This window comes from Flavobacterium dankookense (assembly GCF_004362665.1).
GTDB lineage: Bacteria > Bacteroidota > Bacteroidia > Flavobacteriales > Flavobacteriaceae > Flavobacterium > Flavobacterium dankookense.
This window is the reverse complement of sequence record NZ_SNXR01000001.1, coordinates 42,548-67,338: the sequence shown is the minus strand read 5'-3', so window position 1 is coordinate 67,338 and position 24,791 is coordinate 42,548. Positions and strand designations below refer to the sequence as shown.

At 30.0% G+C, this 24,791-nt stretch carries 24 protein-coding genes; 3 read left to right on the top strand and 21 right to left on the bottom strand.

Translation table 11 applies throughout. The annotated features are described in order from the left end of the window. The first annotated feature begins 44 nt into the window (after nt 1-44). Nucleotides 45-2,252, top strand: coding sequence for a response regulator (locus BC748_RS00295; RefSeq protein WP_133531462.1), 2,208 nt, complete (start codon nt 45-47; stop codon nt 2,250-2,252). Nucleotides 2,253-2,265: 13 nt separating this feature from the next. On the opposite strand, the gene BC748_RS00290 is transcribed toward BC748_RS00295, so the two are convergent. From BC748_RS00290 to BC748_RS00215, 16 genes are all read right to left on the bottom strand, one after another. Continuing rightward, entirely contained in the window at nt 2,266-4,929 is a 2,664-nt protein-coding gene (locus tag BC748_RS00290) for a TonB-dependent receptor (RefSeq protein ID WP_133531461.1), read from the bottom strand. Further along, nucleotides 4,930-5,628: a GLPGLI family protein gene (locus BC748_RS00285; RefSeq protein WP_133531460.1), complete on the bottom strand. Its 699-nt coding sequence runs from the start codon at nt 5,626-5,628 to the stop codon at nt 4,930-4,932. It lies immediately after the preceding gene. Between the two features lie 47 nt (nt 5,629-5,675). Further along, a complete protein-coding gene (locus tag BC748_RS00280; protein WP_133531459.1) occupies nt 5,676-5,876 on the bottom strand; it encodes a hypothetical protein in 201 nt (66 codons plus the stop codon). Nucleotides 5,877-6,212: 336 nt separating this feature from the next. After that, nucleotides 6,213-6,398, bottom strand: coding sequence for a hypothetical protein (locus BC748_RS00275; protein WP_133531458.1), 186 nt, complete (start codon nt 6,396-6,398; stop codon nt 6,213-6,215). A 6-nt stretch (nt 6,399-6,404) separates the two neighbouring features. Continuing rightward, nucleotides 6,405-7,106 (bottom strand): GLPGLI family protein, encoded by a 702-nt coding sequence (locus tag BC748_RS00270; RefSeq protein WP_133531457.1) that lies wholly within the window; start codon nt 7,104-7,106, stop codon nt 6,405-6,407. Nucleotides 7,107-7,150: 44 nt separating this feature from the next. Continuing rightward, nucleotides 7,151-7,363, bottom strand: coding sequence for a hypothetical protein (locus tag BC748_RS00265; protein ID WP_133531456.1), 213 nt, complete (start codon nt 7,361-7,363; stop codon nt 7,151-7,153). Between the two features lie 281 nt (nt 7,364-7,644). Continuing rightward, nucleotides 7,645-7,830, bottom strand: a complete 186-nt coding sequence (locus BC748_RS00260; protein ID WP_133531455.1) for a hypothetical protein — start codon at nt 7,828-7,830, stop codon at nt 7,645-7,647. 71 nt (nt 7,831-7,901) lie between these two features. After that, nucleotides 7,902-8,702 (bottom strand): GLPGLI family protein, encoded by an 801-nt coding sequence (locus BC748_RS00255; protein WP_162846377.1) that lies wholly within the window; start codon nt 8,700-8,702, stop codon nt 7,902-7,904. After that, a complete protein-coding gene (locus tag BC748_RS00250; protein ID WP_133531453.1) occupies nt 8,692-8,925 on the bottom strand; it encodes a hypothetical protein in 234 nt (77 codons plus the stop codon). The genes BC748_RS00255 and BC748_RS00250 overlap by 11 nt, the downstream gene beginning before the upstream one ends. A gap of 525 nt (nt 8,926-9,450) precedes the next feature. Next, nucleotides 9,451-10,167, bottom strand: a complete 717-nt coding sequence (locus BC748_RS00245) for a GLPGLI family protein (protein WP_133531452.1) — start codon at nt 10,165-10,167, stop codon at nt 9,451-9,453. Between the two features lie 48 nt (nt 10,168-10,215). Next, nucleotides 10,216-10,401 carry a hypothetical protein gene (locus BC748_RS00240; RefSeq protein WP_133531451.1) on the bottom strand — a complete coding sequence of 62 codons (186 nt, stop codon included), beginning with the start codon at nt 10,399-10,401 and terminating at the stop codon, nt 10,216-10,218. 528 nt (nt 10,402-10,929) lie between these two features. Continuing rightward, the gene (locus BC748_RS00235; protein ID WP_133531450.1) at nt 10,930-11,670 is read right to left on the bottom strand and encodes a GLPGLI family protein; all 741 of its coding nucleotides are present in this window, start codon (nt 11,668-11,670) and stop codon (nt 10,930-10,932) included. A gap of 153 nt (nt 11,671-11,823) precedes the next feature. Then, nucleotides 11,824-12,522 (bottom strand): GLPGLI family protein, encoded by a 699-nt coding sequence (locus tag BC748_RS00230; protein ID WP_133531449.1) that lies wholly within the window; start codon nt 12,520-12,522, stop codon nt 11,824-11,826. A 64-nt stretch (nt 12,523-12,586) separates the two neighbouring features. Continuing rightward, nucleotides 12,587-12,856 carry a hypothetical protein gene (locus BC748_RS00225; protein WP_133531448.1) on the bottom strand — a complete coding sequence of 90 codons (270 nt, stop codon included), beginning with the start codon at nt 12,854-12,856 and terminating at the stop codon, nt 12,587-12,589. Between the two features lie 427 nt (nt 12,857-13,283). Then, complete coding sequence (locus BC748_RS00220) at nt 13,284-14,534, bottom strand: DEAD/DEAH box helicase (protein ID WP_133531447.1); 1,251 nt, start codon at nt 14,532-14,534, stop codon at nt 13,284-13,286. A 101-nt stretch (nt 14,535-14,635) separates the two neighbouring features. Continuing rightward, the gene (locus BC748_RS00215) at nt 14,636-15,682 is read right to left on the bottom strand and encodes a formimidoylglutamase (RefSeq protein ID WP_133531446.1); all 1,047 of its coding nucleotides are present in this window, start codon (nt 15,680-15,682) and stop codon (nt 14,636-14,638) included. 102 nt (nt 15,683-15,784) lie between these two features. Here BC748_RS00215 and BC748_RS00210 point away from each other — a divergent pair, with 102 nt between their 5' ends. After that, the gene (locus tag BC748_RS00210; protein WP_133531445.1) at nt 15,785-16,669 is read left to right on the top strand and encodes a hypothetical protein; all 885 of its coding nucleotides are present in this window, start codon (nt 15,785-15,787) and stop codon (nt 16,667-16,669) included. A gap of 46 nt (nt 16,670-16,715) precedes the next feature. On the opposite strand, the gene hutI is transcribed toward BC748_RS00210, so the two are convergent. After that, a complete protein-coding gene (gene hutI / locus BC748_RS00205) occupies nt 16,716-17,954 on the bottom strand; it encodes an imidazolonepropionase (RefSeq protein WP_133531444.1) in 1,239 nt (412 codons plus the stop codon). Nucleotides 17,955-18,022: 68 nt separating this feature from the next. Between hutI and corA the strand changes: the two genes are divergently transcribed. Then, complete coding sequence (gene corA / locus BC748_RS00200) at nt 18,023-19,093, top strand: magnesium/cobalt transporter CorA (RefSeq protein WP_133531443.1); 1,071 nt, start codon at nt 18,023-18,025, stop codon at nt 19,091-19,093. Here the strand turns inward: corA and nhaA are convergent. The 4 genes from nhaA to BC748_RS00180 form a co-directional block, all read right to left on the bottom strand. Beyond that, nucleotides 19,090-20,247 carry a Na+/H+ antiporter NhaA gene (nhaA, locus tag BC748_RS00195; protein ID WP_133531442.1) on the bottom strand — a complete coding sequence of 386 codons (1,158 nt, stop codon included), beginning with the start codon at nt 20,245-20,247 and terminating at the stop codon, nt 19,090-19,092. The two genes, corA and nhaA, sit on opposite strands and share 4 nt — an antisense overlap. Before the next feature lie 64 nt (nt 20,248-20,311). Then, nucleotides 20,312-22,261 (bottom strand): OmpA family protein, encoded by a 1,950-nt coding sequence (locus tag BC748_RS00190; protein ID WP_133531441.1) that lies wholly within the window; start codon nt 22,259-22,261, stop codon nt 20,312-20,314. Nucleotides 22,262-22,273: 12 nt separating this feature from the next. Further along, nucleotides 22,274-23,185 carry a PorP/SprF family type IX secretion system membrane protein gene (locus BC748_RS00185; protein ID WP_133531440.1) on the bottom strand — a complete coding sequence of 304 codons (912 nt, stop codon included), beginning with the start codon at nt 23,183-23,185 and terminating at the stop codon, nt 22,274-22,276. 52 nt (nt 23,186-23,237) lie between these two features. Beyond that, on the bottom strand, nt 23,238-24,791 hold a 1,554-nt coding region (locus BC748_RS00180), incomplete at its 5' end, for a T9SS type B sorting domain-containing protein (RefSeq protein ID WP_425459542.1).

Here is a 24,791-nt window from a genome sequence, read left to right as displayed (position 1 = left end):
TTTTTTTGAATAAATATTTTATATTTGAAAACTTAACTAAACTAATGAATATAACCAGATTATTTTTTTTCTGTGGTTTTTTTTTGATTTGTTTTCAAAGCTCCTTTGCCCAAGAAGATTTTAAAGCAGAAAAGAAGGAAATCAAAAATTATCTTAATAAAGCCGTTGTTGAATTTAGCAATGCTAATTATGACAAAGCATTAGAACTTTCTAAATTTGCTTTGGTTAATTCCTTTGCAATAAATGATAATTCCTATATAGCTCAATCTTACAATACTATTGGCGTTATTTACGATGAATGTTCTGAAACAAAAAAAGCAATAGAGTTCTATCAAAAAGCACTAAGATATGCAGCTCCAGTTAAAAACGACACGCTAAATAATTGGATTTATGGTAACTTAGGAAGTGCTTATTATTTTAATCAAATTGATGTTCCAAAAGGGATTGGTTATTATAAAAAAGCATTGTTTTTTGCCGAGAAAATAAAAGATTCTAATCAAATAGTTTTATCCAAATTAAACCTAGCAAGTGCTTATTTCTCAATCGATAGTATTTCACTAGGGAACAATGAAATTAAAGATATTCAAAAGAAAATTTTGAATAGCGGTTCTGAAAACACAAAGCTTTCACTTTACGTGCTTTTAGGAATTCAATCAAGTAATAACAATCAAATCAAGAAAGCTGAGGATTATTATTTTAAAGCGATGAAAATTGCTAAGGATAATGATTACACTTCTTTTTTAATTAACGTTTATGAAAACCTTTCAAGACATTACAAACTTCATGGAAGAAAGTCCGAGTCAGAAAAATACACACAAAAAATAGACTCAATCAACAAAGTAATTTTTACGGAAGAAAAAATTAATAGTTTGAACACAGAGTCGTTGCAAATTGAACTTGATGAACATAAAATTCAATTGGAACGAATAGAAGTTGAAAACGAAAAAAGTCAAAAAGTTGTAAAGGATTCCAAACTAGTTGTCATTCTTTTTATAATCGTAGTTATCATTTTATTGCTATTACTTCTAACACTTTATAAGAATATAATCTATAGAGAAAAAACAAATTATGAATTAAAAAAAGCTAACGAAGAACTACAATTAGCTAAAGAAAAAGCGGAAGAAGCATCTTTGTTAAAGTCGCAGTTTGTTTCAACAATAACCCATGAATTAAGAACACCACTTTATGGAGTGATTGGAATTACAAACATAATTTTGGACGAACATAAGGAGTTAAATAACAGTCCACATTTAAAGTCATTAAAGTTTTCAGCAAAATATTTATTATCGCTCGTTAATGATATTCTTCAAATTAATAAAATTGAGGAGAAAAAAATCGTTTTAGAAAATCTTATTTTCAATTTATCAGATGAAATTAATACCATTTGTAATTCGGTTGAATATATTGCTGATAAGAACAATAACAAATTAATAGTTGAAATTGACACTGCTATTCCGGAGTTTTTAATTGGAGATAAACTTCGCTTGTCGCAAATTATAATGAACTTGATAAGCAATGCATTAAAATTTACCAAAAACGGAGAGGTTTATATTTTAGCAGATTTAGAAAAACAAGAAGGTTCAAATTACTTCATTACTTTCAAAATAAGAGACAACGGAATTGGAATTCCAAAAGAGCATCAAGATAAAATTTTTGATAAGTTTGTTCAAATCGAACGTAAAGAGGAAGATTATCAAGGAACTGGACTTGGGCTATCCATTGTTACTAGTTTAATTCAATTATTTAAAAGCGAAATCCATCTGGAAAGTGAAGAGAATGTGGGTACAACTTTCAGTTTCACTATTGGTTTTGAATACAATGAAGAAAAATCTAGAGAGATAATCAATAATATAGAAGTTGATTTATCTTCAAACTATATATACAACATATTAGTTGTTGAGGACAACAAAATCAATCAAATGGTAACCAAAAAGATAATTCAAAATAGTAATTTGAATTGTACTATAGTTGATGATGGTTATGCGGCTTTAGTTGCTATTGAAAGAGAGCATTTCGATTTGATTTTGATGGATATCAACATGCCGTTAATTAATGGATTTGATACTACTAGAAAAATTAGAGAAAAAGGATATACCGTTCCAGTAATTGCATTAACTGCTTTTGACAAACAAGAAGTTTCAGAAGAAGCAATGGCATCAGGAATGAATGACATACTCATCAAACCATTCGAACCCACAAAATTGTATCAAATCATTTCCAATCAAATAATAAAAAAAGAAAACGCTGATTAATACCAGCGTTTTTTTATAGTTTATAACTAATAGAAAACAAAGCTATTCGCGGTAAAACAAAGGTGCTTCGCTGACTAATTACAAAATCGGAGAATGAAAAATCGTTCTTGGCTTTTATATCAAATAAATTATTGATGGATAATTCAAAACCAAAAGGACTGTTCTTTTTTTGATATCTTAGCGAAGTATTAGCCACTTCAAAAAAGTTACTTTGGTTGCTGTTGTCTGAATTTTTTAGATTGTAATAATCTATTTTATAAATCCAATTTTTTAAGATAGTGATTTCAAAATCGGCATTGATGCCATCTGTTTCAAAGTTGGATTTGGTTAAACCCGAAAATTGACTAAAACCTTTGGTGTAGCCAATACTAAAATCGGGCCATTTTTTATAAGCGGTTTTTATTGAAATTCCTAAATCTTGACTGTTTCTATTGTTGGTTGTGGTCACGGAGTTTAATTCCTGAATGTAACTGAACCAGCTCAAATTACTATCTAATTTTAATGAAAATCGGTATATTTTTTTACTTATGGAACCAAAAAAACGATAATTTGTTTCTGGATTATCTGTTAGTATTGGTGTGTTGAATTGATTAATTCCATCAAGTTCTATGACGTTTCTAGTAGTTTTAACTTTCTTGTTCATACTTGCGTTGGCAGTAACTATTATGCCACGATACATATTCATTTTGGAATAACGCAAGCTTGCCGAGTGGTATCTTTCGTTTTCTAAAAGCGCATTTCCTTTGAAAACCGAATTGTAACTTTGTAAACTAAATCTATTTGCCATTTGACTAACTTCGGAAAAATCATTTACTAATCGATAGGTAAAATTTAGATTTTCCGATTTATTGAACTCAAAATCACTATTCCATTGAGGTTGCAAAAGTGTTTTTGACAACGAATAATTACCATCCAACTGATTGGTTTTTAGGTTATATTGATGCAAATACAAACCAGGTTTGTTCGTCCATTTACCAATTTTGAATTTGTATTCTACACCAACATAAGCATCATTTAAATTATAAATGCTATTGTTTCCAAATCCTGCGGAAGCAAAATCATTAATTGTACCATCGGTTAATAATTGTTTTTCTGAGGTTAACAAATTAGAATAACCATAATTATTTCCAATAACCGAATACAGATGATTAAAATTATTGATAATCCAATAATGTTTAAATAACGCATCAACGCTGTTGTTTTTTACTTTTTTGATTTGTTCTATGGTATAATCAGTATCGCTTTGCAACGGAATTAATCCTGCTAAAAACGGTTGATCAGTCAACCAAAGTTTTGAAGGTCTATTGTTTTCATACGCTTGATTGACTACAAATGTTGTGGTATGATTACTGTTTTTGTATTGTTTGTGCCATTCGACATATTGTTTTATAGAAACGTTGTCGGCTTTACTAATGGCCTCAAAAGTATTCGAATTGATATTGGTTATAGAATTAATCACGTTGTCCATATCATTAGTACTCGATTGATATTGGGCATTGTAGTACCATTTTTCTTTTTTGTTAGGATTGTAATCTAACTTGACATTACCAATTCCTAAAACCGAACGATTATCATTGTTTTGAGTTTGATTTTCAAAAGCAACTGTACTATTTTGAAGGTATTCATTGTTGCTTTCTGATTGTGATGCCATGAACACTTTAGAAAAAATAGAATAACCCGAAATGGCTAACTTGGGCGAAGCATCAATACTAAAATTGAGTGCGCCAAACTGAGATTTGTTTTCCACTACATCGGTATTGTCATTAGTAAACGAATACAAATTAGTAAACGATTTTCTACCCGAAAGAAAACTACTCACACCACCATCAAAACGCATTAAATCTTCAAACGTGAATGTGCTTCGACCAATGTTGTTGCTATCGCCAATGAAACTCAGATTGGTTTTGGGCGAATAATAAAACAAACCTGCATGTAGCAAATTATAACCAGTATCGTTTGCCACGCCAACGCCAGCTTCAATATCGCCAAAGATGAATTTCTTTTTGTCTTCTTTTAGTTTTACGTTCATCGCAAGGTCTTCACTGTCGGACACTTGTTTCATAAAACCTACTTCGTTAAAATGATCAATAACTTCTATTTTGTCTAGCGCATCAGCAGGAATATTTTCTACGGCAAGCTTGCTTCCGCCACCAAAGAATGATTTACCTTCCACAAGCATTTTAGTTACTTTTTTTCCTTGAACGGTTACGTTTCCTTTTTTATCTACTTCAACACCAGGAAGCTTTTCAAGTACTTCTTTCATCTTCCTTTCGTTACCGTTAGCAAATGATTTTACGTCATAAGTAAGCGTATCTTTTTTAATAATGATGGGTTTATACTCGTGCTTGATTATGATTTCTTTGAGTTGTTGTCCTGTTGCTTTTAGTTTGAAATTATGAGAAGTGATAGTAGAATTTGGCTCAATGAGTAGTACTTGTTCATTAAAGCCAATATAAGAAGCAGTAACTTCATATTTTACGTTTTTATCTAATTCTAACTTGTATCGACCTTTGTTATCTGCAATAGCAAATTTAAGTTGTGCATTTTCGCTCTTTGGTAACGCAATAATATTAGCACTTTCTAACGGATTGTTTAAAGAATCAGAAACCACACCAGTGATAGTGTGGGTTTGGGAGAAGGAAAGAGAACAAAAAAATAAAAAAAGAATTCTAATCATTTAATTTCCTGATAACACTTTTCGTTCATATTCTTCTTGTGTTATAGTTTTTCCTTTTGGTAAATCTATTACTATTTCTTTGTCGGATAACTCAATTTTAGTTGCTAAAAAAGTTGTATCCCAATCTTGTAATTCAAGAATTAATCCAGGCAAACCATTATAATTTTTTGGTCCAAATGAATAAGGTAAACTTGGAGCGAACCATGCCGTTATAATTCTTTCCTTCATTTTATTATTTCTTGCTAAATACTCATATTTATGTGTTGCTTGATAGCATAAATATCCATCTATTTCTTTTGTTTCTTTTGATATTAACCATTTTTTTTGAGAGTTGTCATGGACAATAGTTCCATCAGAATATAGATAATAATTTTTATTTTGATTATTATCTGAAAAGAATGTAAAATTACAGGTAAATCGAATAGCTGCCATTTTCTCTAGAAAATCATTCATAGGATTTTCTTCTTTAGACATAGTGTTAACCATTTCAAAATTTGATAAATTTTTTTCATTGAAAAGCAATATAAAGGTTTGTTTTTTTGCTTTTTCAATCATTTCATCTACTTCTGAGTTTTGTTCTTTCGGAACAAAATCAATTGACTTTATTTCATATACCACTTTTCCATTTTTTTGACTTAGAGCAATATTCAAAAAGAATATGTTAAAGAATAAAATCACTAATAATTTATTTTTTTTCATAAATATAGATTTAACCAACCCTAGAAGGGTTGGTGTTTTTCTTTATTTTATCTTGGTGGAATTGCTGGTCTGCCTAAACAAGCATCAACATAACCTCTGTAATACATAAAAGCGTCCATTGCAGATAAATTATCATTAGGATCTATTAGAGTTAAAAAAGCAATTGCTTTTTTTGCGCAAGTAGTTTCGTCGTTATTAACTACAGATAACTCAATTTTAGGATCTTCAATCTCAATAGTATTTCCCATCGATACACTACTAAAAGCCACTAGTGCGATCGCACTAAAAAATAATTTTTTCATTTTTAAATGTTTAAAGTTAATGAATTATAATAATTTCTAACAAAACTTTTCTGTAGATGTTTTTTGTTGATGCAAACTTATAAGAATTACTTTAATTAAAAAATGTTTTTGAATAAAAATAAATATTTTCAATCGGTATAAAAAAATAATTAGCAAAATATAATCGATTAAATGTTATTTAAAATCGATTAAAAACACAAGATATTTTTTTTTATTTGTATTTCATCGATAAATTGGTTTTTTGGTCGATTATCTAAAGTGAATATAAATTATAGTTTTTCACTAAAAATCAACGACAAGTGTTTCGGCAATAGCAAATTTTAATTGTGCATTTTCGCTTTTGGGCAAGGCAATGATATTAGCACTTTCCAGTGGATTGTTTAAAGAATCAGAAACCACACCAGTAATAGTGTGGGTTTGGGAGAAGGAAAGAGAACAAATAAATAAAATGAATAGATTTTTAAGCATTTAAAATTAGTTCTTTATACTATTTATATAGTCTTCTCTCATTTTTGTAATCTCTTCCTCTGTTTTAATAATTGATAAATCAGGTTTCAAAATAGTCAATATTTCTTTTGGATTTAAGTCTATTTTTGTTGCACCATAAACAACATTTCTTCTGTTAAGTTCTAAAATTAATCCTGGTAAACCATTGTAAAGTAATGGACCATAAGGTATAGGGATTTCAGGGCAATACCAAGCAGTTACCAAAAAATTAAATTTACCAGACCTATTTTGTACAACATCTGTAGTGACAGCTTTGAAACATTTAAATCCTGATATTATTTTTGATTCATTTTCTAATTTCCATTCATATTTTGATATTTGTTTTTCAACAGTATATTTACCCAAAATAAGATCGTCAAAACTTTGATAAATTTTATTTGTATTTAACAACATATAAAATGGATTTTTTGAGCCACTAAATATTTTTGCTAATTCTACACCTGAATCTGAATTTTCTAATTTGTTCTCAGAAAAGAAACAGATTTCTTTTTCATTTAAATTTAACTTAAAATTGATTTGATTAGCATATTCTGCTGCATTTTTATACGCTACCTTTAAATCACCATTTGAGTATAGATCATCTTCGCCAATTGTTAATATATAATCTATTGAAGCATTTTTTATTTGAGAAAATGATGATAATGATATTAAAAAAATCAGTAATTTCATATTGATAATTTTTTTAAAAGGGGAAATTATCCCCTTTTATTTTTTTAGAATAAACGAACTTCTTTTAGACAAAAATATTGAGCAACAGAAGCAAACATCCATGCATCTGCTTCTGAAGCACCGTTACTTGTTGCAGTATCTAAAGCTGCTAGAAATACTTTTGTGCATTCTTTTCCAGTCCCTGACTCTTTAGTTTCAGCCATCGAAACACTACTAAACGCTACTAGTGCTACTGCACTAAAAAATAATTTTTTCATTTTTAAATCTTTAAAGTTAATGAATTATAATAATTTCTAACAAAACTTTTCTGCAGATGTTTTTTGTTGATGCAAACTTATAAGAATTACTTTAATTAAAAAATGTTTTTGGATAAAAATAAATATTTTCAATCGGTATAAAAAAATAACTAGCAAAATATAATCGATTAAATGTTATTTAAAATCGATTAAAAACACAAGATATTTTTTTTTATTTGTATTTCATCGATAAATTGGTTTTTGGTCGATTATCTAAAGTGAATGTAAATTATAGTTTTTCACTAAAAATCAACGACAAGTGTTTCGGCTATAGCAAATTTAAGTTGTGCATTTTCGCTCTTTGGTAACGCAATAATATTAGCACTTTCTAACGGATTGTTTAAAGAATCAGAAACCACACCAGTAATAGTGTGGGTTTGGGAGAAGGAAAGAGATGAGAAAAGAAGAAATATGAAAAGTTTATACATTTAATTGTAATTATTTACTTGGAGAAACAACAAATAATTTTATAAACATTTATTGATTTTATATAAAAACATTATTTTTCAGTTAATTCCATTCTTTTCATTACTCTTTCTTTTAAAATTTGAAGATATTCATTATATTCAACTTTGACACCTTTTGTAGGTAACTCTATTTTTATTGATTTATCGAAAAACGATATTTCTTTTAAACCAAAAACGATATTTCTATCTTGAAGTTCAACAATTAAACCAGGCAAATCACAATATCCTTTTGGACCAAATGTAAATGGTATTTCTGGGCAATACCATGCTGTAATAGTTTTGAAAAATGTTCCTTCATCATTGACAATAGAAATTTGTTGAGTTGCTTTATAACATTTGAAATTTTGAATATATTTACTTTCGTTAACAAATGTCCAATTATTTTCAATTTTTTTTTGAATTAAAAATTCATTTTTTTTAAATATAGCTTTTTTTTCCGCATTATTAAAAATGATTTCATTGTTGTTTAAATTCGTATATATAATTTTTTCACAATCCGCTAACTTCAATGCAAATTCAGTAACATCACTTATGTTTTTATTTTGATAATTTTTAAAAACAGAAAGAGTGTCATCAAATACTAATTCTAAAAATAAATTAGCTATTTCTTTTTCAGCCCTTTCATATCGATCTCTAATTTGAGGTCTGAGCGTTTTTTTTAATATGCTATCGCTTTGAATAGTAATTGAATAAATTGCTTTCCCTCCTTTTCTTTGAGCAAATGAAGGAGAGGAAATAAATAAAAGCAAAAGAGCAAAGTAAGTATACTCAATTTTAAGAATTCTACCAATCCGTATGAATTGGTAGAATTTTTTTAAATGATTAATCTCCATATAATTCATCCATACAAATATCCCAAGCTTCATCTGAAAAGGCCAATGCCTCTTCAAATGTGTACCCATATTTTTGGTAAATTTTCATATCAGCTACCCAATGGTCAGTACACGGGGTTTCCGTTACTTTTGTTTGAGTTTCATTTTCTTCAGCAATAGTATTCGCCATCGAAACACTACTAAAAGCCACTAGTGCAATTGCACTAAAAAATAATTTTTTCATTTTTAACAAGTTTTAAAATTAATAAATTTTTTACAATTCGCAACAAAAGTTTTTTCTGCAGAAGTTTTTTGTCACGACAAACTTATAAGATTTACTTTATATAGTAAAACAATATTTTTTGAGTGGATTTATTTTAATTACTCAACGATTCTTGACCAAAAAAAATATTCAATGAAGTGCTTTTTAAAATCGATGAACGTAAATAATGAATTCATTTTTTTGACAGGATATCATTTTGTCGATTATTTAGAATTAGTATAAATTTTTAAATAAGTCATTTTTTAACTAAATAAATTTGATTAAAATCCAATTGTTATGGCAAAGAAGTTAAAATTATATCATATAAAAAGCAGAGTGTTTTTTAATAATTAAATTAGATTTATCAGAATTTTTGCTTTTTGTTGATGTGTTAAACCTTATTTGATTAATCAGAAACCACACCAGTAATAGTGTGGGTTTGGGAGAAGGAAAGGGTTGAGAGAAGAAAAAAATATAGAATTCGATACATTAATTTTTATTGTTATTCTAAAAACCTAATTCATCAGCGGCTTTTTCTAGTATTTTTTTATATCCTTCTTCTGTTATCTTTTTTCCTTTTACAGGTTTTTCAATAATAATGGTTTGTTGACTGTTTAGTTGAATCTTAGTTGCTGTAAACCTTATTTTTCCTGCAATTACTTCTATAACTAAACCAGGAAAACCAATATATTTATTTGGTCCAAATTGAACAGGTATTTCTGGCGTGTACCAAATCTCATCAATCGAATTTCGATTACCATTTTTGGATATATATTTAGCTTTAAAACATGTATAATTACCTATTTTTTTTGTTTCATTTGTTAATTCCCACTCTGGAAATTTTGATGAAATAAGAAAAAGTTCACCAACACTATTTTGTTGGATTAATGAATTTTTTTCTAAACTATCAGAATAAAATACAGCATCGCCACCAGCATAAACTTCTAAAAATCTTGGCTTTTTCTTATTTATTGCCTCAGATTGCATAACGTTTTTAGCATTTTTATAAATAGCTTCATTGCCGTTAAATTCTAAAATAAATAGCGCAGGATCATTAGAAAACATTTCGAGCAATGCTTTTTGCTCTGAGTTATTTTTACCAACTTTGGCAATTTCATTTGTGATTTCTGAAGAAGTTGCTTCAATTGTATACTCTACAACACCCGAAGTTGGGTGTTGTGAATATACTACACTAGTTATTAATAAGATTAATAATCTTCTCATAATTTTAATTGTTTAGACAATCGTTATAAATTAGTAGGTACATTTGCATCATTGCATTAAAATCTTTTCATCCCTGCTTATATCTAAGTTATAAGTTAATGCTGCTCCTAAGACTGCATTTCTCGCTGTTTGAACACATGCAGAAGGAGTACCAACTAAACTAACTTGCTCAACTTTTTCTCTAACTTCAATTGTTTCTACTTTTTTCTCCTCAATCTCTACAGTATTTGCCATCGATACACCACTAAAAGCCACAGGTGCAATTGCACTAAAAAATAATTTTTTTATTTTTAATACGTTTTAAAATTAATAATTTTTTTACAATTCGCAACAAAAGTTTTTTCTGCTGAAGTTTTTTGTCACGACAAACTTATAAGATTTACTTTATATAGTAAAACAATATTTTTCGAATGGATTTATTTTAATTACTCAACGATTCTTGACCAAAAAAAATATTCAATAAAGTGCTTTTAAAAATCGATGAACGTAAAAAATGAATTCATTTTTTTGCAAAGATGTCGTTTTATCGATTATTTAGAATTGGTATGAATTATATAATAAACTATTTTTTTTAAAACTATCTTATATGCAAAGACTATTACTTTAAAATGAGAATATAGTTTTTAAAATGAGATGTATTTTTTAAAATAATAAAATATAGACAATTACAATTTTAAATTAATTGTTATGATTACATTATTACATAAAAAAAACGCTGATTAATACCAGCGTTTTTTATTTTTTTTAATAATCTAACTATTTCTATCTGCCATCATTCAACTTATTATAATATTCTTTTTCAATTTTTTGATATTCCTCTTCTGTAACATATTCACCGTTATTGAATTTATCAATTTTTTTTATCGTATTGTCGTTTAAATTAATTTTGGTAGCATAAAAGTACAATCTACCATTGAATGTACCCTCTAAAACAAGACCAGGTAATCCATCTAAACCTGCAGGACCAAAAGAATGTGGTAGAGAAGGAGCAAACCATACGAAAGGAGTAAATGTTAACATTTTTTTTCTGTTTTCATCATATTCTTGATAAATGCAACTTGCTTTATAACAAGTATAGCCATCAATAATTTTAGTTTCGTTTGAAATAGACCATTTGTATTCTTCAAACGGTAAAATAATATTTACTATTTTTTCTAAAGAAGTATTTTGCTTGATCTTTTCTTTTTTAAAATTATCTTTAAAATAAGAATCATTAACCAGTTGACGTGTAATTTTAGTCTCCAAACTTTCATCTGTATCTATTACGTCAACCATACTAAAAAGGCTTTTGTTTTTATCAAAATAGAGTACATATTCAAATGCGTTATGAGCATTCGCAATACTATTTCTTAGTTCAGTATTTTTATTGGATTGTTCTGAATTATCATCATATAAGTTGGACTTATAGATGACTTTTGTAATTTTATTTTCCTCTGGTGTTGTTTTTTGTGAATGTGATGTATTGTTGAAAAAGAGTATAATTAACAGAAGTATTTTTTTCATTGTATAATTTTTACCATCAATATATAATTCATGTGTTAGAAATTGAACATATCAAAGTTTCTTATCATTAGAAATTGTCGAACCATATTCTAATACTTTATTTAACGTAGAATATTTAAATTAATTATAAAAGAAAAAAAGTATCTTAAGTATTTAATTTCCTGATAACACTTTTCGTTCATATTCTTCTTGTGTTATAGTTTTTCCTTTTGGTAAATCTATTTCTATTTCTTTATCAAATAATTCAATTTTAGTTGCTAAAAAAGTTGTATCCCAATCTTGTAATTCAAGAATTAATCCAGGCAAACCATTATAATTTTTTGGTCCATATGAATAAGGTAAACTTGGAGCAAACCATGCTGTTATAATTCTTTCTTTTGTTTTGTTATCTCTTCCTAAATAGGTGTAGCTGTAAGTAGCTTTATAACAAAGATAGGAGTCGATTTTTTTTGACTCAGAAGTAATTTTCCATTCTTTTTTTTTGTATTCGTTTTTAATCAATGCACCATCTTCTTTTTTAAATAATTCAATGGATAAACTAATATCCAAAAAATAATCAAAATCACAAGTAAACATAAGTAATGCGAGTTGATTAAGCATTTTTTCTTTCATGTCTTCCTCCATTTTTCCAGAATTACTTGTGAAGGATGATTTTAAATCACTAAATAAGAGTGTGAAAGTTTGAGATTTTGCAGTTGAAATGCTTAAATCAATCAATTCATTTTGTTTAGCATCTTTTTTAGGTTCAAAATTAATTGCTTTTATTTCATATGTAATTTTTCCAGAGGATTGAGCAGAGGATTTAAATGAGGTAAGAAAAAAAAGGGATAGAACCGAAATTAGAATTTTCATTTTTTATAATTTTAAAAACAAGTCAATCTAAATTAATAATTACTTTAGATTGACAATCAAAAGTTTATTTTTTAATAAAGTTCAAACAAGCGTTAAGAGATATTTGATATATTCTATATGCTTCTACTGAGGATAGTTTATTATCAGGATCACGAGATGAAAGTACATCAGCTGCAATATTTGAACAAAAATCTGTTTTCGGATCATCTAATATTCTTTTTTGTTCGATTTTATTAATATTTGATATTGATTCTTCTTCAATAGTTATATTATTCGCCATCGAAACACTACTAAAAGCTATTAGTGCAACTGCACTAAAAAATAATTTTTTCATTTTTAAATGTTTAAAGTTAATGAATTATAATAATTTCTAACAAAACATAAACTGCAGTTGTTTTTTGTTAAGACAAACTTATAAGATTTACTTTATATAATAAAACAATATTTTTCGAATGGATTTATTTTAATTACTCATCGATTCTTGACCAAAAAAAATATTCAATAAAGTGCTTTTAAAAATCGATGAACGTAAAAAATGAATTCATTTTTTTGCAAAGATGTCGTTTTATCGATTATTTAGAATTGGTGTGAATTATATAATAAACTATTTTTTTTAAAACTATCTTATATGCAAAGACTATTACTTTAAAATGAGAATATAGTTTTTAAAATGAGATGTATTTTTTAAAATATTAAAATATAGACAATTACAATTTTAAATTAATTGTTATGATAACATTATTACATAAAAAAAACACTGATTAATACCAGCGTTTTTTATTTTTTTTAGAAGCTTCAGATTTTCTGGAGTTCGTTCCTTCAGGTTTCTTTTTGTTTCTCAAATCAGGTTTTGCATCGGGATTTGGTTCAGTATCTTTCCATGGAAAAGGGTGATCTTTGATGGTTTTCACATTCACTTTTATCAATTTTTGAATGTCTTTCCAGTATGGTTCTTCGTCTTTACCGCAGAATGAAATCGATATTCCACCATTTCCAGCTCGACCAGTTCTTCCTATTCTATGCACATAGGTTTCAGGAATATTTGGTAAATCAAAATTGATAACATAAGGTAAACTTTCAATGTCAATGCCTCGAGCAGCAATATCGGTTGCTACTAAAACCGTAATTTCTTTGTTCTTAAAACTATCTAAAACGCGTTGTCTTGCATTTTGTGATTTGTCACCATGAATGGCTTCTGCATTGACACCTTGTTTTTTTAACGCCTTTACAACATTGTCTGCACCATGTTTGGTTCTAACAAAAACCAAAACATTGCTTAGGTTTTCATTTCGTATTAAATGGTATAACAAACCTCTTTTATCAGATTTGTCAACAAAATAAATTTGTTGCTCAATAATTTCCGCAGTAGAGGAAACTGGCGTAACCGAAACATATTCAGGTTTATTTAAAAAAGTATCAGCTAATTCACGAATGGCCATTGGCATTGTTGCCGAGAACAAAAGTGTTTGTCTATTAGTTGGAACCAATTTGACAATTTTTCTAACATCATTGATAAAGCCCATGTCGAGCATCAAATCCGATTCGTCTAAAACTAAGTAGTGAAGGCTATCAAAATTAACGAAGCCTTGTTTGTGCAAATCCAATAATCTTCCTGGAGTTGCAATTAGAATATCAACACCTTTTTTGAGTTGGTCAACTTGCGGCACTTGAGAAACGCCACCAAAAATGGTTAGTTGTCTCAAATTAGTATATTTTCCATAGGTATCAAAGCTTTCACCAATTTGAACTGCAAGTTCGCGAGTTGGTGTTACTACTAGACAACGAATTTCTTTAGTTTTTTTTGATGAACCCACCATTCGGTGAAGGTTGTGAATAATAGGAATGGCAAAGGCTGCCGTTTTCCCTGTTCCTGTTTGCGCGCAACCAACCAAGTCTTTTCCAGCTAAAATAAATGGAATAGCTTTTTCTTGAATTGGCGTTGGGCTAGTATATCCTTCTTCAAAAACGGCTCTTTGAATACTTTTGGACAATGATAAATCTTCGAATAACATAAATAATACTTACTATTTTTTGTAAGTTGGGGCAAAGATAAGCTTTAATGAATTACGAATTACGAATTAAGATTTACGAAATAAAAATCACGAAATAATCATTAAATAGTAATACACAATTCTTTTTTCGATTTGATGAAATCAGTAACCAAATAGCCTATCAGTTTTCCGATGAGGTGATTGTTTTTTTCTTCACCAAGTTCTGGCGCTCCTTCACAAATATGGATATAAGTTGCATTTTTTTCTTTACCAAAAAAGGAAACAAATTGGCGTAATTCTTCTACTGAAAAACCACTCATTGTCATAGCACTGGAAGCAATATTTGGCAATGCATCCAAATCAATTTCAATTCCAAATGGTTGTTCCTTAATAAAATTTAAAGCCAATGCCAATTCGTCCGAAAAGTTTTTTTCTTTCCTAACTTTTATTTGGTCATAAGTATTAAATGTAACTCTATTTTCGATGTCTTTTAGAATATCTAATACTTTTTTTGAAGTATAATTTTCGTGCAAACCAAAAATGAAGTATTTATTGAGAAAACCTTCTTCGAATGCATAAGAAAATCCATTTCCACTGTGTCTTCCTTCTAAAATTCTAAAATCAGAATGCGCATCAAAGTTTATGGCATTGATTGGCTTTTTTAATCCTAGAGCTGTTCCTTTTATGTTTCCGTAGGCATTATTATGTCCGCCACCAATAATTATAGGAGTTTTACCATGCTTAATAATTGTAGTAATAATATGAACTACTTCTTTATCGATTTGTTCAACAAGCTGGCTTAATTTTTTTCTATCAGCTGTCGAATTAAAATCCAAATCCTTTGCATCTTCCATTTCTTTTTGAACATCGATTGTTCCAAGAACTAGGATTTGATTTCCTTTGCAAAATCGATTGTGTTGGATATTTGCAATACTACTAATTGTGCTTTTCCAAGCTGAAGCTGCTCCTGGACGACCATAATTAGCTCGAACACCAACATCTTCTGGAATTCCAAATAGAACAAAATTTGCTTCACAATTTTGCATAAAAGTAACCCAATTTTCACCTTTTGGAATGGTAAACATTTTTTCGCCAAATTTTATTTCGCCGCTTCGGTGGTTGGTAACTTTTGCCAAATCTGTAATCGAAAAAGGAATTAGTTTGTCCATATGTTAAAAAAAATAGTTGTCCAAAAATATAATATAATTAACTAATTAACGTTACTATAATAAATATTATTAATTTTGTAATAATTCAAAAACCCCTAAATTATGGAAAATCAAAACAGTAATTCAAAATTAAAGTCGATAATAGCGTTACTTGCTGTATTATTGATTGGTAGTTTGATTTATATTTTTAAATTAACCTCTGACGCTAAAGAGCTTCAAAGTGTTGTTACCACTACAAAATCTGAAAAGGAATCAGTTTTAAAGGATTTGGAAGCACTCAAAACGTCTTATGACCAAGCTATTGCTGAAAACACGTCAATGTCTGACGAATTAATCGCTGAAAGAGACAAAGTAGTTAAATTAATGGAAGATTTGAAGCGCTCCAAAGGAGATGTTGCTGCTATGTCAAAATACAAACAACAATATTTTGCCTTAGAATCAAAAATGAAGAATTTAATGGAAGAAGTTGCCGTTCTAAAAGTGAAAAACGAGCAATTGACTACCAATTTGGACAGTACTAAAGTTGTACTGGAAGATTCTAAAAAATACAACCAAGTTTTAGTTGGTCAAAATGAAGAGTTAGCAAAAACAGTTGAAAAAGGGTCAAAACTTACTTTGACTAATTTAAAAACTGCAGCTTACAAACTCAGAAGTTCTGGAAAACAAATTGAAACTGACAAAGCTAGTAGAGCAGATGTATTGCAAGTTAAATTTACAATAGCCGAAAATAAAATCGCTAAATCTGGTGATAAAACGTATTATGTTCAAGTGATTGATGCTAAAAATAATGTTTTGGGAGATAAAGCTACTATTACTTTTGGCGATACTTCTCTAACGTATAGTTTCACCACTACTGTTCAATATGAAAATAAAACGGTTGATGTAACTGAACAATTGAAAGGGAAAGACTTTGCTAAAGGAACCTACTTCGTAAATGTATTCGATAAAGGAGAGTTAGTATCAAAAAGCAGTTTCAGCTTGAGATAAATTGAATATAAATAAAAATATAAAATCCCGAGAAATCGGGATTTTTTTATGCTTGTAATTTTCCGTCTAAAATAATTTGTTCCACTAGATTACTTCCGAAGCAATAAGGTATTTCATAAAATGAATGCAATGGTTTTGTAATAATCAAATTGGCTTTTTTTCCTCTGGTAATACTTCCATGTGTTTTGGAAATTCCCATAGCATAAGCACCATTTATTGTTGCAGCATTAATGGCTTCTTCAGGCGTCATTTTCATTTTGATACAAGCAGTTGCAACTACAAAATTCATATTTCCTGATGGTGTTGTTCCAGGATTAAAATCAGATGCTAATGCTAATGGCAAACCAGCATTTAACATTTTTCTGGCTGGCGTATAAGGAATGCTAATAAAAAAAGAACAACTCGGCAGCGCAACTGGCATTGTTTCGGTGTCTTTTAAAACTTCAATATCTTCATCGGTTACAATTTCTAAATGATCAACAGTAAGTGCGTTATGTTTTACACAAGCTGCAATTCCGCTGATGGCTGTAAACTGATTGACATGTATTTTGGAAGGCAAGCCATATCGTTTTCCAGCTTCCATAATTTTTTCGGTTTCTTCTACTGAAAAATAACCTGTTTCTAAGAAAACATCAATAAAGTCGGCTAAATTTTCTTCGGCAATTTTTGGAAGCATTTCATCAATGATTAAATCGATGTATCCGGAATGATTTTCTTTAAATTCCTTCGGAAAAGCATGCGCACCAAGAAATGTTGATTTGATTGTAATGGAATAATTTTCAGCTAGTTTTTTGATAACACGAAGCATTTTCAATTCGCCTTCCACTGTTAATCCATAACCTGATTTAATTTCGACTGCACCTGTTCCTTGACTGATAACCTCTTCCAAACGTTTTTTGGATTGGTTGTAAATTTCTTCCTCTGAAGTTTCGTTGAGTTTTTTTGCCGAATTCAAAATTCCACCACCACGATTGGCAATTTCTTCATAAGTTAAACCATTAATTCTATCAACAAATTCTTGTTCGCGATTTCCGGCATAAACGATGTGTGTATGACTGTCGCACCAAGATGGAAGTACAATTTTTCCATTAGCATCAATGGTTTTATCCACATTTATCTTTGGACAATCATCCATTGCTCCAAAATCTTTTATAATATCGTTCTCAATCAAAAGAAATGCATTTTTTAATGATGGCAAATCTGCCATTTCTTTTCCAGAAACTTTTTCAATATGATTTTCTCTAACTTGAAGTAGTTCTTTAATATTGATAATTAAGGTTTGCATAGAATCATTTTTGGTAAAAATAGTTTGAAAAAAATAAATATTCTTAATTTTAGACAAATTTAGAATTCGTGAGAAAAATTAAATACAAAAAAGGGAGAAAAGTTCAGCCAACATTTTTAGAATATACAGGTTCACATAAGCACGTGAAAACGGAGATGCAATTGTTTGTTTATGACACTAATGATTTATCGGAGTTTGCTTCTTTCAATGTATCTCAGCTAGAGCATTGTTTGGATTCGCAAAAGGTGAATTGGTTGAATATTCATGGATTGAATGACATTGAATTAATTGCAGCAGTTGGAGAATTTTTGGGTGTTGATCATTTTATGCTTGGCGATATTCTGAATACTACCAAAAGAACAAAATTAGAAGAGTATCACGACATTTTATTTTTTAATATAAAATCATTATTACCCGTTGAAAACTCGGATAATATTCATGTGGAGCAAATTAGTTTTTTGTTAAAAGATGGAATTCTCATTTCTTTTCAAGAAAAAAGAAGTGATTTTTTCACTCACATACGCGAACGAATTAGAACACATTCAGGAATTGTTAGAGACAAAAAAGCTGATTATTTATTGTATCTATTATTGGATGCAATAATGGAGAATTTTTATTTAACCATCGAAAATGAAGAGGATAGAGTAGAAGCCTTGATGGATTTATCTAAGACAAGTACCAAACCACAAATTTTAGAACAGATCGAAAAACACAGGGATAATTTTAATTTTTTAAAACGCTCTATTATTCCACTTCGTGATTCCTTGTATTCTATAAAAAGTATTAAAGATGATAATGTTTTTAATGCAATTGAGCAGGAAAATTATAGCTTCTTCTCTCGTTTACATCAAAAATGTTTGGAACTTTTGGAGCAAATTGAATACGATTTAATTTCATTGGATAGTGCTTCCAATTTTTATTTTTCGGCACAAAACAATAAAATGAATGAAGTGATGAAAACGTTAACCGTTGTGTCTGTCTTTTTTATGCCACTGACATTTATAGTTGGAGTTTATGGAATGAATTTTGACAACATGCCAGAACTTCATTGGAAATATGGCTATTTTATTATTTTAGGATTTATGTTTCTTCTTTTGCTGGGAATGATATATTATTTCAAAAAGAAAAAATGGTATTAAGGTTCAATTTCTTCCACTTCATTCTTTTTTAAAATTGCTTTTAAATATAAAAGACCAATTAAACCAGCAATCAAAGATGAGATTAATATCATTATTTTTGAATTGCTAATATGCTCTTCATCGGAAAAGGCTAGGAGTGTGATGAAAATTGACATTGTAAATCCAATACCACTTAAAAAACTAACTCCAATTACTTTTTTCCAATTTAGATCATCTGGAAGTTTACATAATTTTGATTTTACGGCAACGAAACTAAATAGTGTAACTCCAAGCGGTTTCCCAATTATTAATCCTAATGCAATGCCAAGAGTGTAATGATGTGTTAATGCATAATGCCAATCGGTATTCATTATTATTGCGGTATTCGCCAATGCAAATAAGGGCAGAATTATAAAAGCAACGGGTTTATGTAACCAATGTTGTAATAAGTATGATGTCGACTTTTTATCTCCATTTCCAAATGGAATTGCAAAAGCGAGTAAAACACCAGTTATTGTAGCATGAACACCAGAGTTAAGCATAAAATACCACATGACAACACCACTAACTAGATACGGAATTAAGTTTCTAACTTTTAATCTATTTAAAATTAATAAGAATGCAAATATGCCTAAAGCGGTAGAAAGATTTAAAACGTTTAAATCATCAGTATAGAATATTGCAATAACCAAAATTGCGCCTAAGTCATCAATAACAGCCAATGCGGTTAAAAATATTTTTAAAGATGTTGGAACTCTATTTCCCAATAACGATAATATACCAAGAGCAAAGGCAATATCAGTAGCCATTGGAATTCCAGCACCAGATTGTGTATCAGTTCCAAAATTCAACAGTAAATATAAACCAGCAGGAATCAGCATTCCTCCAAGTGCAGCAAAAATTGGTAATGAAGCTTTTTTGATATCGGAAAGTTCGCCAATGTATATTTCTCTTTCTAGTTCAAGACCAATGAGCAAAAAGAAAATTGCCATTAAGCCATCGTTAATCCAATGTTCAATAGAATGTTTATTAATTTGATAATGCCAAATACTTAAATAGTCATTTGAAAAACTAGAATTGGCTAATAGGAGTGAAATTATGGTGCAGATGATCAAAAGGAAACCTCCAATTTTTTCACTTTCAAAAAAGTCTTTGAATAGGCGAGTTATTTTCATATTTACAAAAATAAAAAAAAGCACTCGATAAAGAGTGCTTTTTTAGTTTGTTTATTGTTTTGGATTATAATTCAGTTATTATAAACTCACTTCTTCTATTTGCTTGGTGTTGTTCTTCGGAGCACGAAGATTCGTTAGTTGGTTCACAACCGCAATCGTTTACTAATTGCGATTCGCCATAACCTTTACCAGTTAATCTGTTTTTCGCAATTCCTTTGCTAACTAACCAAGCCATTGTTGATTTTGCTCTTCGGTCAGACAAGGCAGCATTGTATTTTGCAGTTTGACGACAGTCAGTATGTGAACGCACATCAATTTTCATTGTTGGATATTGTTCCATTACGTCAAGGATTTTAGCTAATTCTACTGCTGCATCAGGACGAATGTTTGATTTGTCTAAGTCAAAATAAATAAGTTTAATACCAAAAGCTTGAGCTAAATCATCACCAGGTTGAACAGGTTTAACTGTTTTTTCTAGTTCTATATTCACTTCGGTTTTACCTTCTTCTTTTCCTGTTATGGCAGCTGTTTCTTTAGTGTCATATTCTGGACGTTCTGTTCTCAAATAGTATTTCGTATTTGGTTCAAGTTTTAAGAATTCATAAAACCCTTTATCATCTGTAGTAGTTTCAGCAATTTTATTGAATTTTTCGTCTAACAAAGTGATTTTTGTATTTGGCAAAACTTCTTTTGATGTTACATCGGTTACCACTCCAAAAATAGCTTGTTCGATAAATAATTCTCTTGTTTCGATGAATTTATAAATATCGTCATTTCCTTCGCCACCATCGCGGTTAGAACTTAAGAAACCTCTTTTGTTAGCATTAATGATATAAGCAAAATCGTCTTTTGGACTGTTAGCTTCTTCACCAATGTTTACAATTTTTTTGAAAATACCATCTTCAGGAATTTGAGCTGCGAAAATATCCAATCCTCCAAGTCCTGGATGCGCATCAGAAGCAAAATACAATTCGTTTTTCTCGTTGACGAATGGATACGTTTCTCGTCCTTCGGTATTAATTGTTTTTCCTAAATTCTCAGGTGTTCCAAAAGTTCCGTCGTCGTTGATTTTTACTTTGTAGATGTCAGATTTACCAAAAGAACCTGGCATATCGGAAGCAAAATACATTGTTTTTTCATCTGGACTTAACGTTGGATGAGCCGTTTGATAGCTATCACTGTTGAATGGAAGTGGAGTTACATTAATCCATTTTCCTTCTTCGTCTAGATTGGCTTTGAAAATTTTTAGGAGCGTAACTTTACCGGCATCATAACCTCTTTTGTCAAGATAATTGTTACGAGTGAAATATACTGTTTTACCGTCTTTGGTGAAAATTGGTGTAGCTTCGTGGAATTTAGAATTGATTTTTTTTCCAAATTTAGTTACTTCGCCAAGTGAACCATCTTCAGCCATATCAGCACTGTAAAGATTGGTGAAATATTCTCCTGTCCAAGTGTGAATTCTTTTAGAAAAATTACCTGTATCACGAGCCGAACTGAATACTACTTTTTTCTCTACAAATGATGGACCATAATCAGAATATTTTGAATTGATACCTGCATTTTCAAGTTTATATCGTCCTGAGTTCTTTTTGATTTCAGCTAAATAATCTCTGTTTTTATCAAAAAGTTGTGCTCTGGCATCATTACCACTTTTAGCATTGAACTTATTCATCATTTCATCCGCTTTGGTATAGTCTTTAGTTGCTCTAAGTGACTGTGAATAGCGGTAGTAAAACTCTGGTTCTTGTTCAGGATTGGTTGCATATAATTCGCCATACCACTTTGATGCTTTTTCTAATTCGGCATTAAAATAATAGGCATTACCCAATTTCAAAAGCATTTCAGGCGATTTGTATCCCTTTTCATAAAGTCTTTCGTAAGTTTTGATGGCATCAACATAAGCGTACTTATCGTAATCTTTGTTTCCTCTAGACTCTTTGACTTTCGTTTGCGAATAACAGTTTAAAGATGTTAATGCAATGACTACTAAGTATATAATTTTGTTTTTCATGATTGTCGTGTATTAGAAGAATCTAGGTGATACCAATTTGCTTACTTTGTTGAATAACTCAAATCTTAAGAATACCTCATGTGAACCCGAGTTAAATCGTCTAAGATTTGTAGTTTCTCTGTCATATCCGTAACCAATAAATAGTCCATCAGTAACTTGAAAACCAGCCATCGCACTTACAGCTGCATCCCAACGGTAAGCTGCACCTAACATGAATTTATCCATGAATAAAAAGTTGGCAGAAGCATCAACCTGTAGCGGTGAACCTGTAACTAATTTGGTTAAAAAAGCAGGTTTGAATTTTACGTCTTGAGAAATATCAAAAACATATCCTCCAATAGCATAAAAGTTCATTCTTTCTTGGAATACAGCATATTGGTTATCGTTGTATTTTTTGTCTTGCAAGAAATTTGGAACCGATAATCCAAAATACATTTTATCAGAATGAAGGTAAAGACCAGCACCAATATTAGGAGAAAATTCATTATCAAATGGTTGTAAATTATCATCAGCTGGATCAGCTGGATTTAATTTATTTACATCTAGATTAAAGAAATTACCAGAAGCTTTTACTCCAAAAGATAATTTAAAAGTATCAGAAGTATTGATAGTATATGATAAATCAGCTGAAATAGTGTTATCCGAAGTTGGTCCAATTTTATCATTAACAAATGATAAACCTAATCCTAGATTGCTATCATTTATTGGTGTGTTAAGCGAGAAAGCATTCGTAGTTGGTGCACCATCAAGTCCAACCCATTGGGTACGATGCAATCCGAAAATGCTCATAACTCCTCTTGATCCAGCATAAGCAGGATTTATGTTAATTGTGTTATACATGTATTGGGTGTACTGTGCGTCTTGCTGTGCAAAACTTGTATAACACACTAACGACAAAGCGAAAATTAAAAATTTTGTTTTCATATTTTTCTTTATTTAACTTGAGGGTTTTGCAACCCTCAAGTTGTTAGTAGGTTTATCGTGTTAAATATAAGTATTTAGATTCAGATATTGTATCTCCATCGGATGTTGTGTACTGAAGTATGTAGAAATACGTTCCAGTAGGTAATTCAGCCGATTTGTCTACAGTAACTCTTCCTTCAGAAATACCTTCAAATCTTCTTAATGCATTATCATATTGTTCAGTTTCATATACTAAAACTCCCCAACGATTGTAAATCTCAACTTTATTTGTTGGGTAACAAACAAAGTTTTCAATGTTTTCAATATCAAAGTATTCGTTAACACCATCGCCATTTGGTGTAAAGGCATTGTGAACAATTATATTACCACAGTCTAATGGTTTACAAATATCATTTACATTGATTATTACATTAACTCTACTTGGACAAGCTGTACCATCATTATAAACATAACTGAAAGTATAGTTACCAACTGGAACCAAAGTTCCACCATTATATGGACTGAAGGTCGTTCCTGTTAATCCAGCAACATTATCAACGTTTATCCAAGTTCCACCTGTTGGAGTTCCTGCAGGTAATTCTTCTGGTAATTCAATTACATCAAATTCAGCTGCATTACAAATTTCACTGTTTTCTGTAGCGACAATTTCTGCAATTACGTCAACATAAATAACTTGTTCTATTTCTTCTGATGCATTTCCACAAGCGTCTTTTGCAATCCAAGTTCTTGTTATAGAATATTGATTGTTAATAACTTCAGTTTGTGTTTCTTCAAAAGCAACAGTTATTACACCAGAACAATTATCTACAAAAACTGGTTCTGGAGCATCTGGAATAGAAGCACAGTTTACTTGTAATTTAAGATCTATAGTAGATGTTAAAACTGGACCTGCATTGTCAACCACAGTAATAATTTGTGTTTGCGTTGGTGCTGCATTTCCGTTCGCATCAGTAACATCCCATGTTCTTGTTATAGTATATCTATTAGGACAATCACCTGGTGTTATTTGCTCGTTTGGCACAACAGTTACTGGACCACAAGCATCCGTTGCAGTAAGAACTGCCATTGGAGGAATGTTATCACAAGAAACTTCTAAATCTGCTGGAGCAACTTGATCAAATGTTGGTGCAATCATATCGTCAACAATTACATTTTGAGTAAGTACTTGGAAGAAACCATTGTTGTTATCAAAAGTCCAAGTTATTGTATATGCACCTTGATTGTTGTAAACCAATGGATCTGTTGTTGTTGCTGTAATTACTTCACCAGAACATCCAAGAGTGAATGTTGGAGCTGTTACAGTTGCAGAACAAAGACCAACAACATCTCCTAAACTTGGAATTGTTGGTTGTGTTCCAGTTACATCCCAAACACAAGTAGTCGTATTGAAAGTTGCAGTTTGGTAACAAGCTACAGTTGGTTGAACAGGTTGAGTACCTTCATTTACCCATGTACAAGATGTAGTATTGAATTGGTAGTTATCCCAACAGTTAACCGCAGTTGGTTGAACAGGTTGAGTACCTTCATTTACCCATGTACAAGATGTAGTATTGAATTGGTAGTTATCCCAACAGTTAACCGCAGTTGGTTGAACAGGTTGAGTACC

Coding starts and splice junctions, on each gene's coding strand:
- BC748_RS00295 (WP_133531462.1), top strand. CDS start 45: ATGAATATAACCAGATTATTTTTTTTCTGTGGTTTTTTTTTGATTTGT.
- BC748_RS00290 (WP_133531461.1), bottom strand. CDS start 4,929: ATGATTAGAATTCTTTTTTTATTTTTTTGTTCTCTTTCCTTCTCCCAA.
- BC748_RS00285 (WP_133531460.1), bottom strand. CDS start 5,628: ATGAAAAAAAATAAATTATTAGTGATTTTATTCTTTAACATATTCTTT.
- BC748_RS00280 (WP_133531459.1), bottom strand. CDS start 5,876: ATGGGAAATACTATTGAGATTGAAGATCCTAAAATTGAGTTATCTGTA.
- BC748_RS00275 (WP_133531458.1), bottom strand. CDS start 6,398: ATGCTTAAAAATCTATTCATTTTATTTATTTGTTCTCTTTCCTTCTCC.
- BC748_RS00270 (WP_133531457.1), bottom strand. CDS start 7,106: ATGAAATTACTGATTTTTTTAATATCATTATCATCATTTTCTCAAATA.
- BC748_RS00265 (WP_133531456.1), bottom strand. CDS start 7,363: ATGAAAAAATTATTTTTTAGTGCAGTAGCACTAGTAGCGTTTAGTAGT.
- BC748_RS00260 (WP_133531455.1), bottom strand. CDS start 7,830: ATGTATAAACTTTTCATATTTCTTCTTTTCTCATCTCTTTCCTTCTCC.
- BC748_RS00255 (WP_162846377.1), bottom strand. CDS start 8,702: ATGGAGATTAATCATTTAAAAAAATTCTACCAATTCATACGGATTGGT.
- BC748_RS00250 (WP_133531453.1), bottom strand. CDS start 8,925: ATGAAAAAATTATTTTTTAGTGCAATTGCACTAGTGGCTTTTAGTAGT.
- BC748_RS00245 (WP_133531452.1), bottom strand. CDS start 10,167: ATGAGAAGATTATTAATCTTATTAATAACTAGTGTAGTATATTCACAA.
- BC748_RS00240 (WP_133531451.1), bottom strand. CDS start 10,401: ATGGCAAATACTGTAGAGATTGAGGAGAAAAAAGTAGAAACAATTGAA.
- BC748_RS00235 (WP_133531450.1), bottom strand. CDS start 11,670: ATGAAAAAAATACTTCTGTTAATTATACTCTTTTTCAACAATACATCA.
- BC748_RS00230 (WP_133531449.1), bottom strand. CDS start 12,522: ATGAAAATTCTAATTTCGGTTCTATCCCTTTTTTTTCTTACCTCATTT.
- BC748_RS00225 (WP_133531448.1), bottom strand. CDS start 12,856: ATGAAAAAATTATTTTTTAGTGCAGTTGCACTAATAGCTTTTAGTAGT.
- BC748_RS00220 (WP_133531447.1), bottom strand. CDS start 14,534: ATGTTATTCGAAGATTTATCATTGTCCAAAAGTATTCAAAGAGCCGTT.
- BC748_RS00215 (WP_133531446.1), bottom strand. CDS start 15,682: ATGGACAAACTAATTCCTTTTTCGATTACAGATTTGGCAAAAGTTACC.
- BC748_RS00210 (WP_133531445.1), top strand. CDS start 15,785: ATGGAAAATCAAAACAGTAATTCAAAATTAAAGTCGATAATAGCGTTA.
- hutI (WP_133531444.1), bottom strand. CDS start 17,954: ATGCAAACCTTAATTATCAATATTAAAGAACTACTTCAAGTTAGAGAA.
- nhaA (WP_133531442.1), bottom strand. CDS start 20,247: ATGAAAATAACTCGCCTATTCAAAGACTTTTTTGAAAGTGAAAAAATT.
- BC748_RS00190 (WP_133531441.1), bottom strand. CDS start 22,261: ATGAAAAACAAAATTATATACTTAGTAGTCATTGCATTAACATCTTTA.
- BC748_RS00185 (WP_133531440.1), bottom strand. CDS start 23,185: ATGAAAACAAAATTTTTAATTTTCGCTTTGTCGTTAGTGTGTTATACA.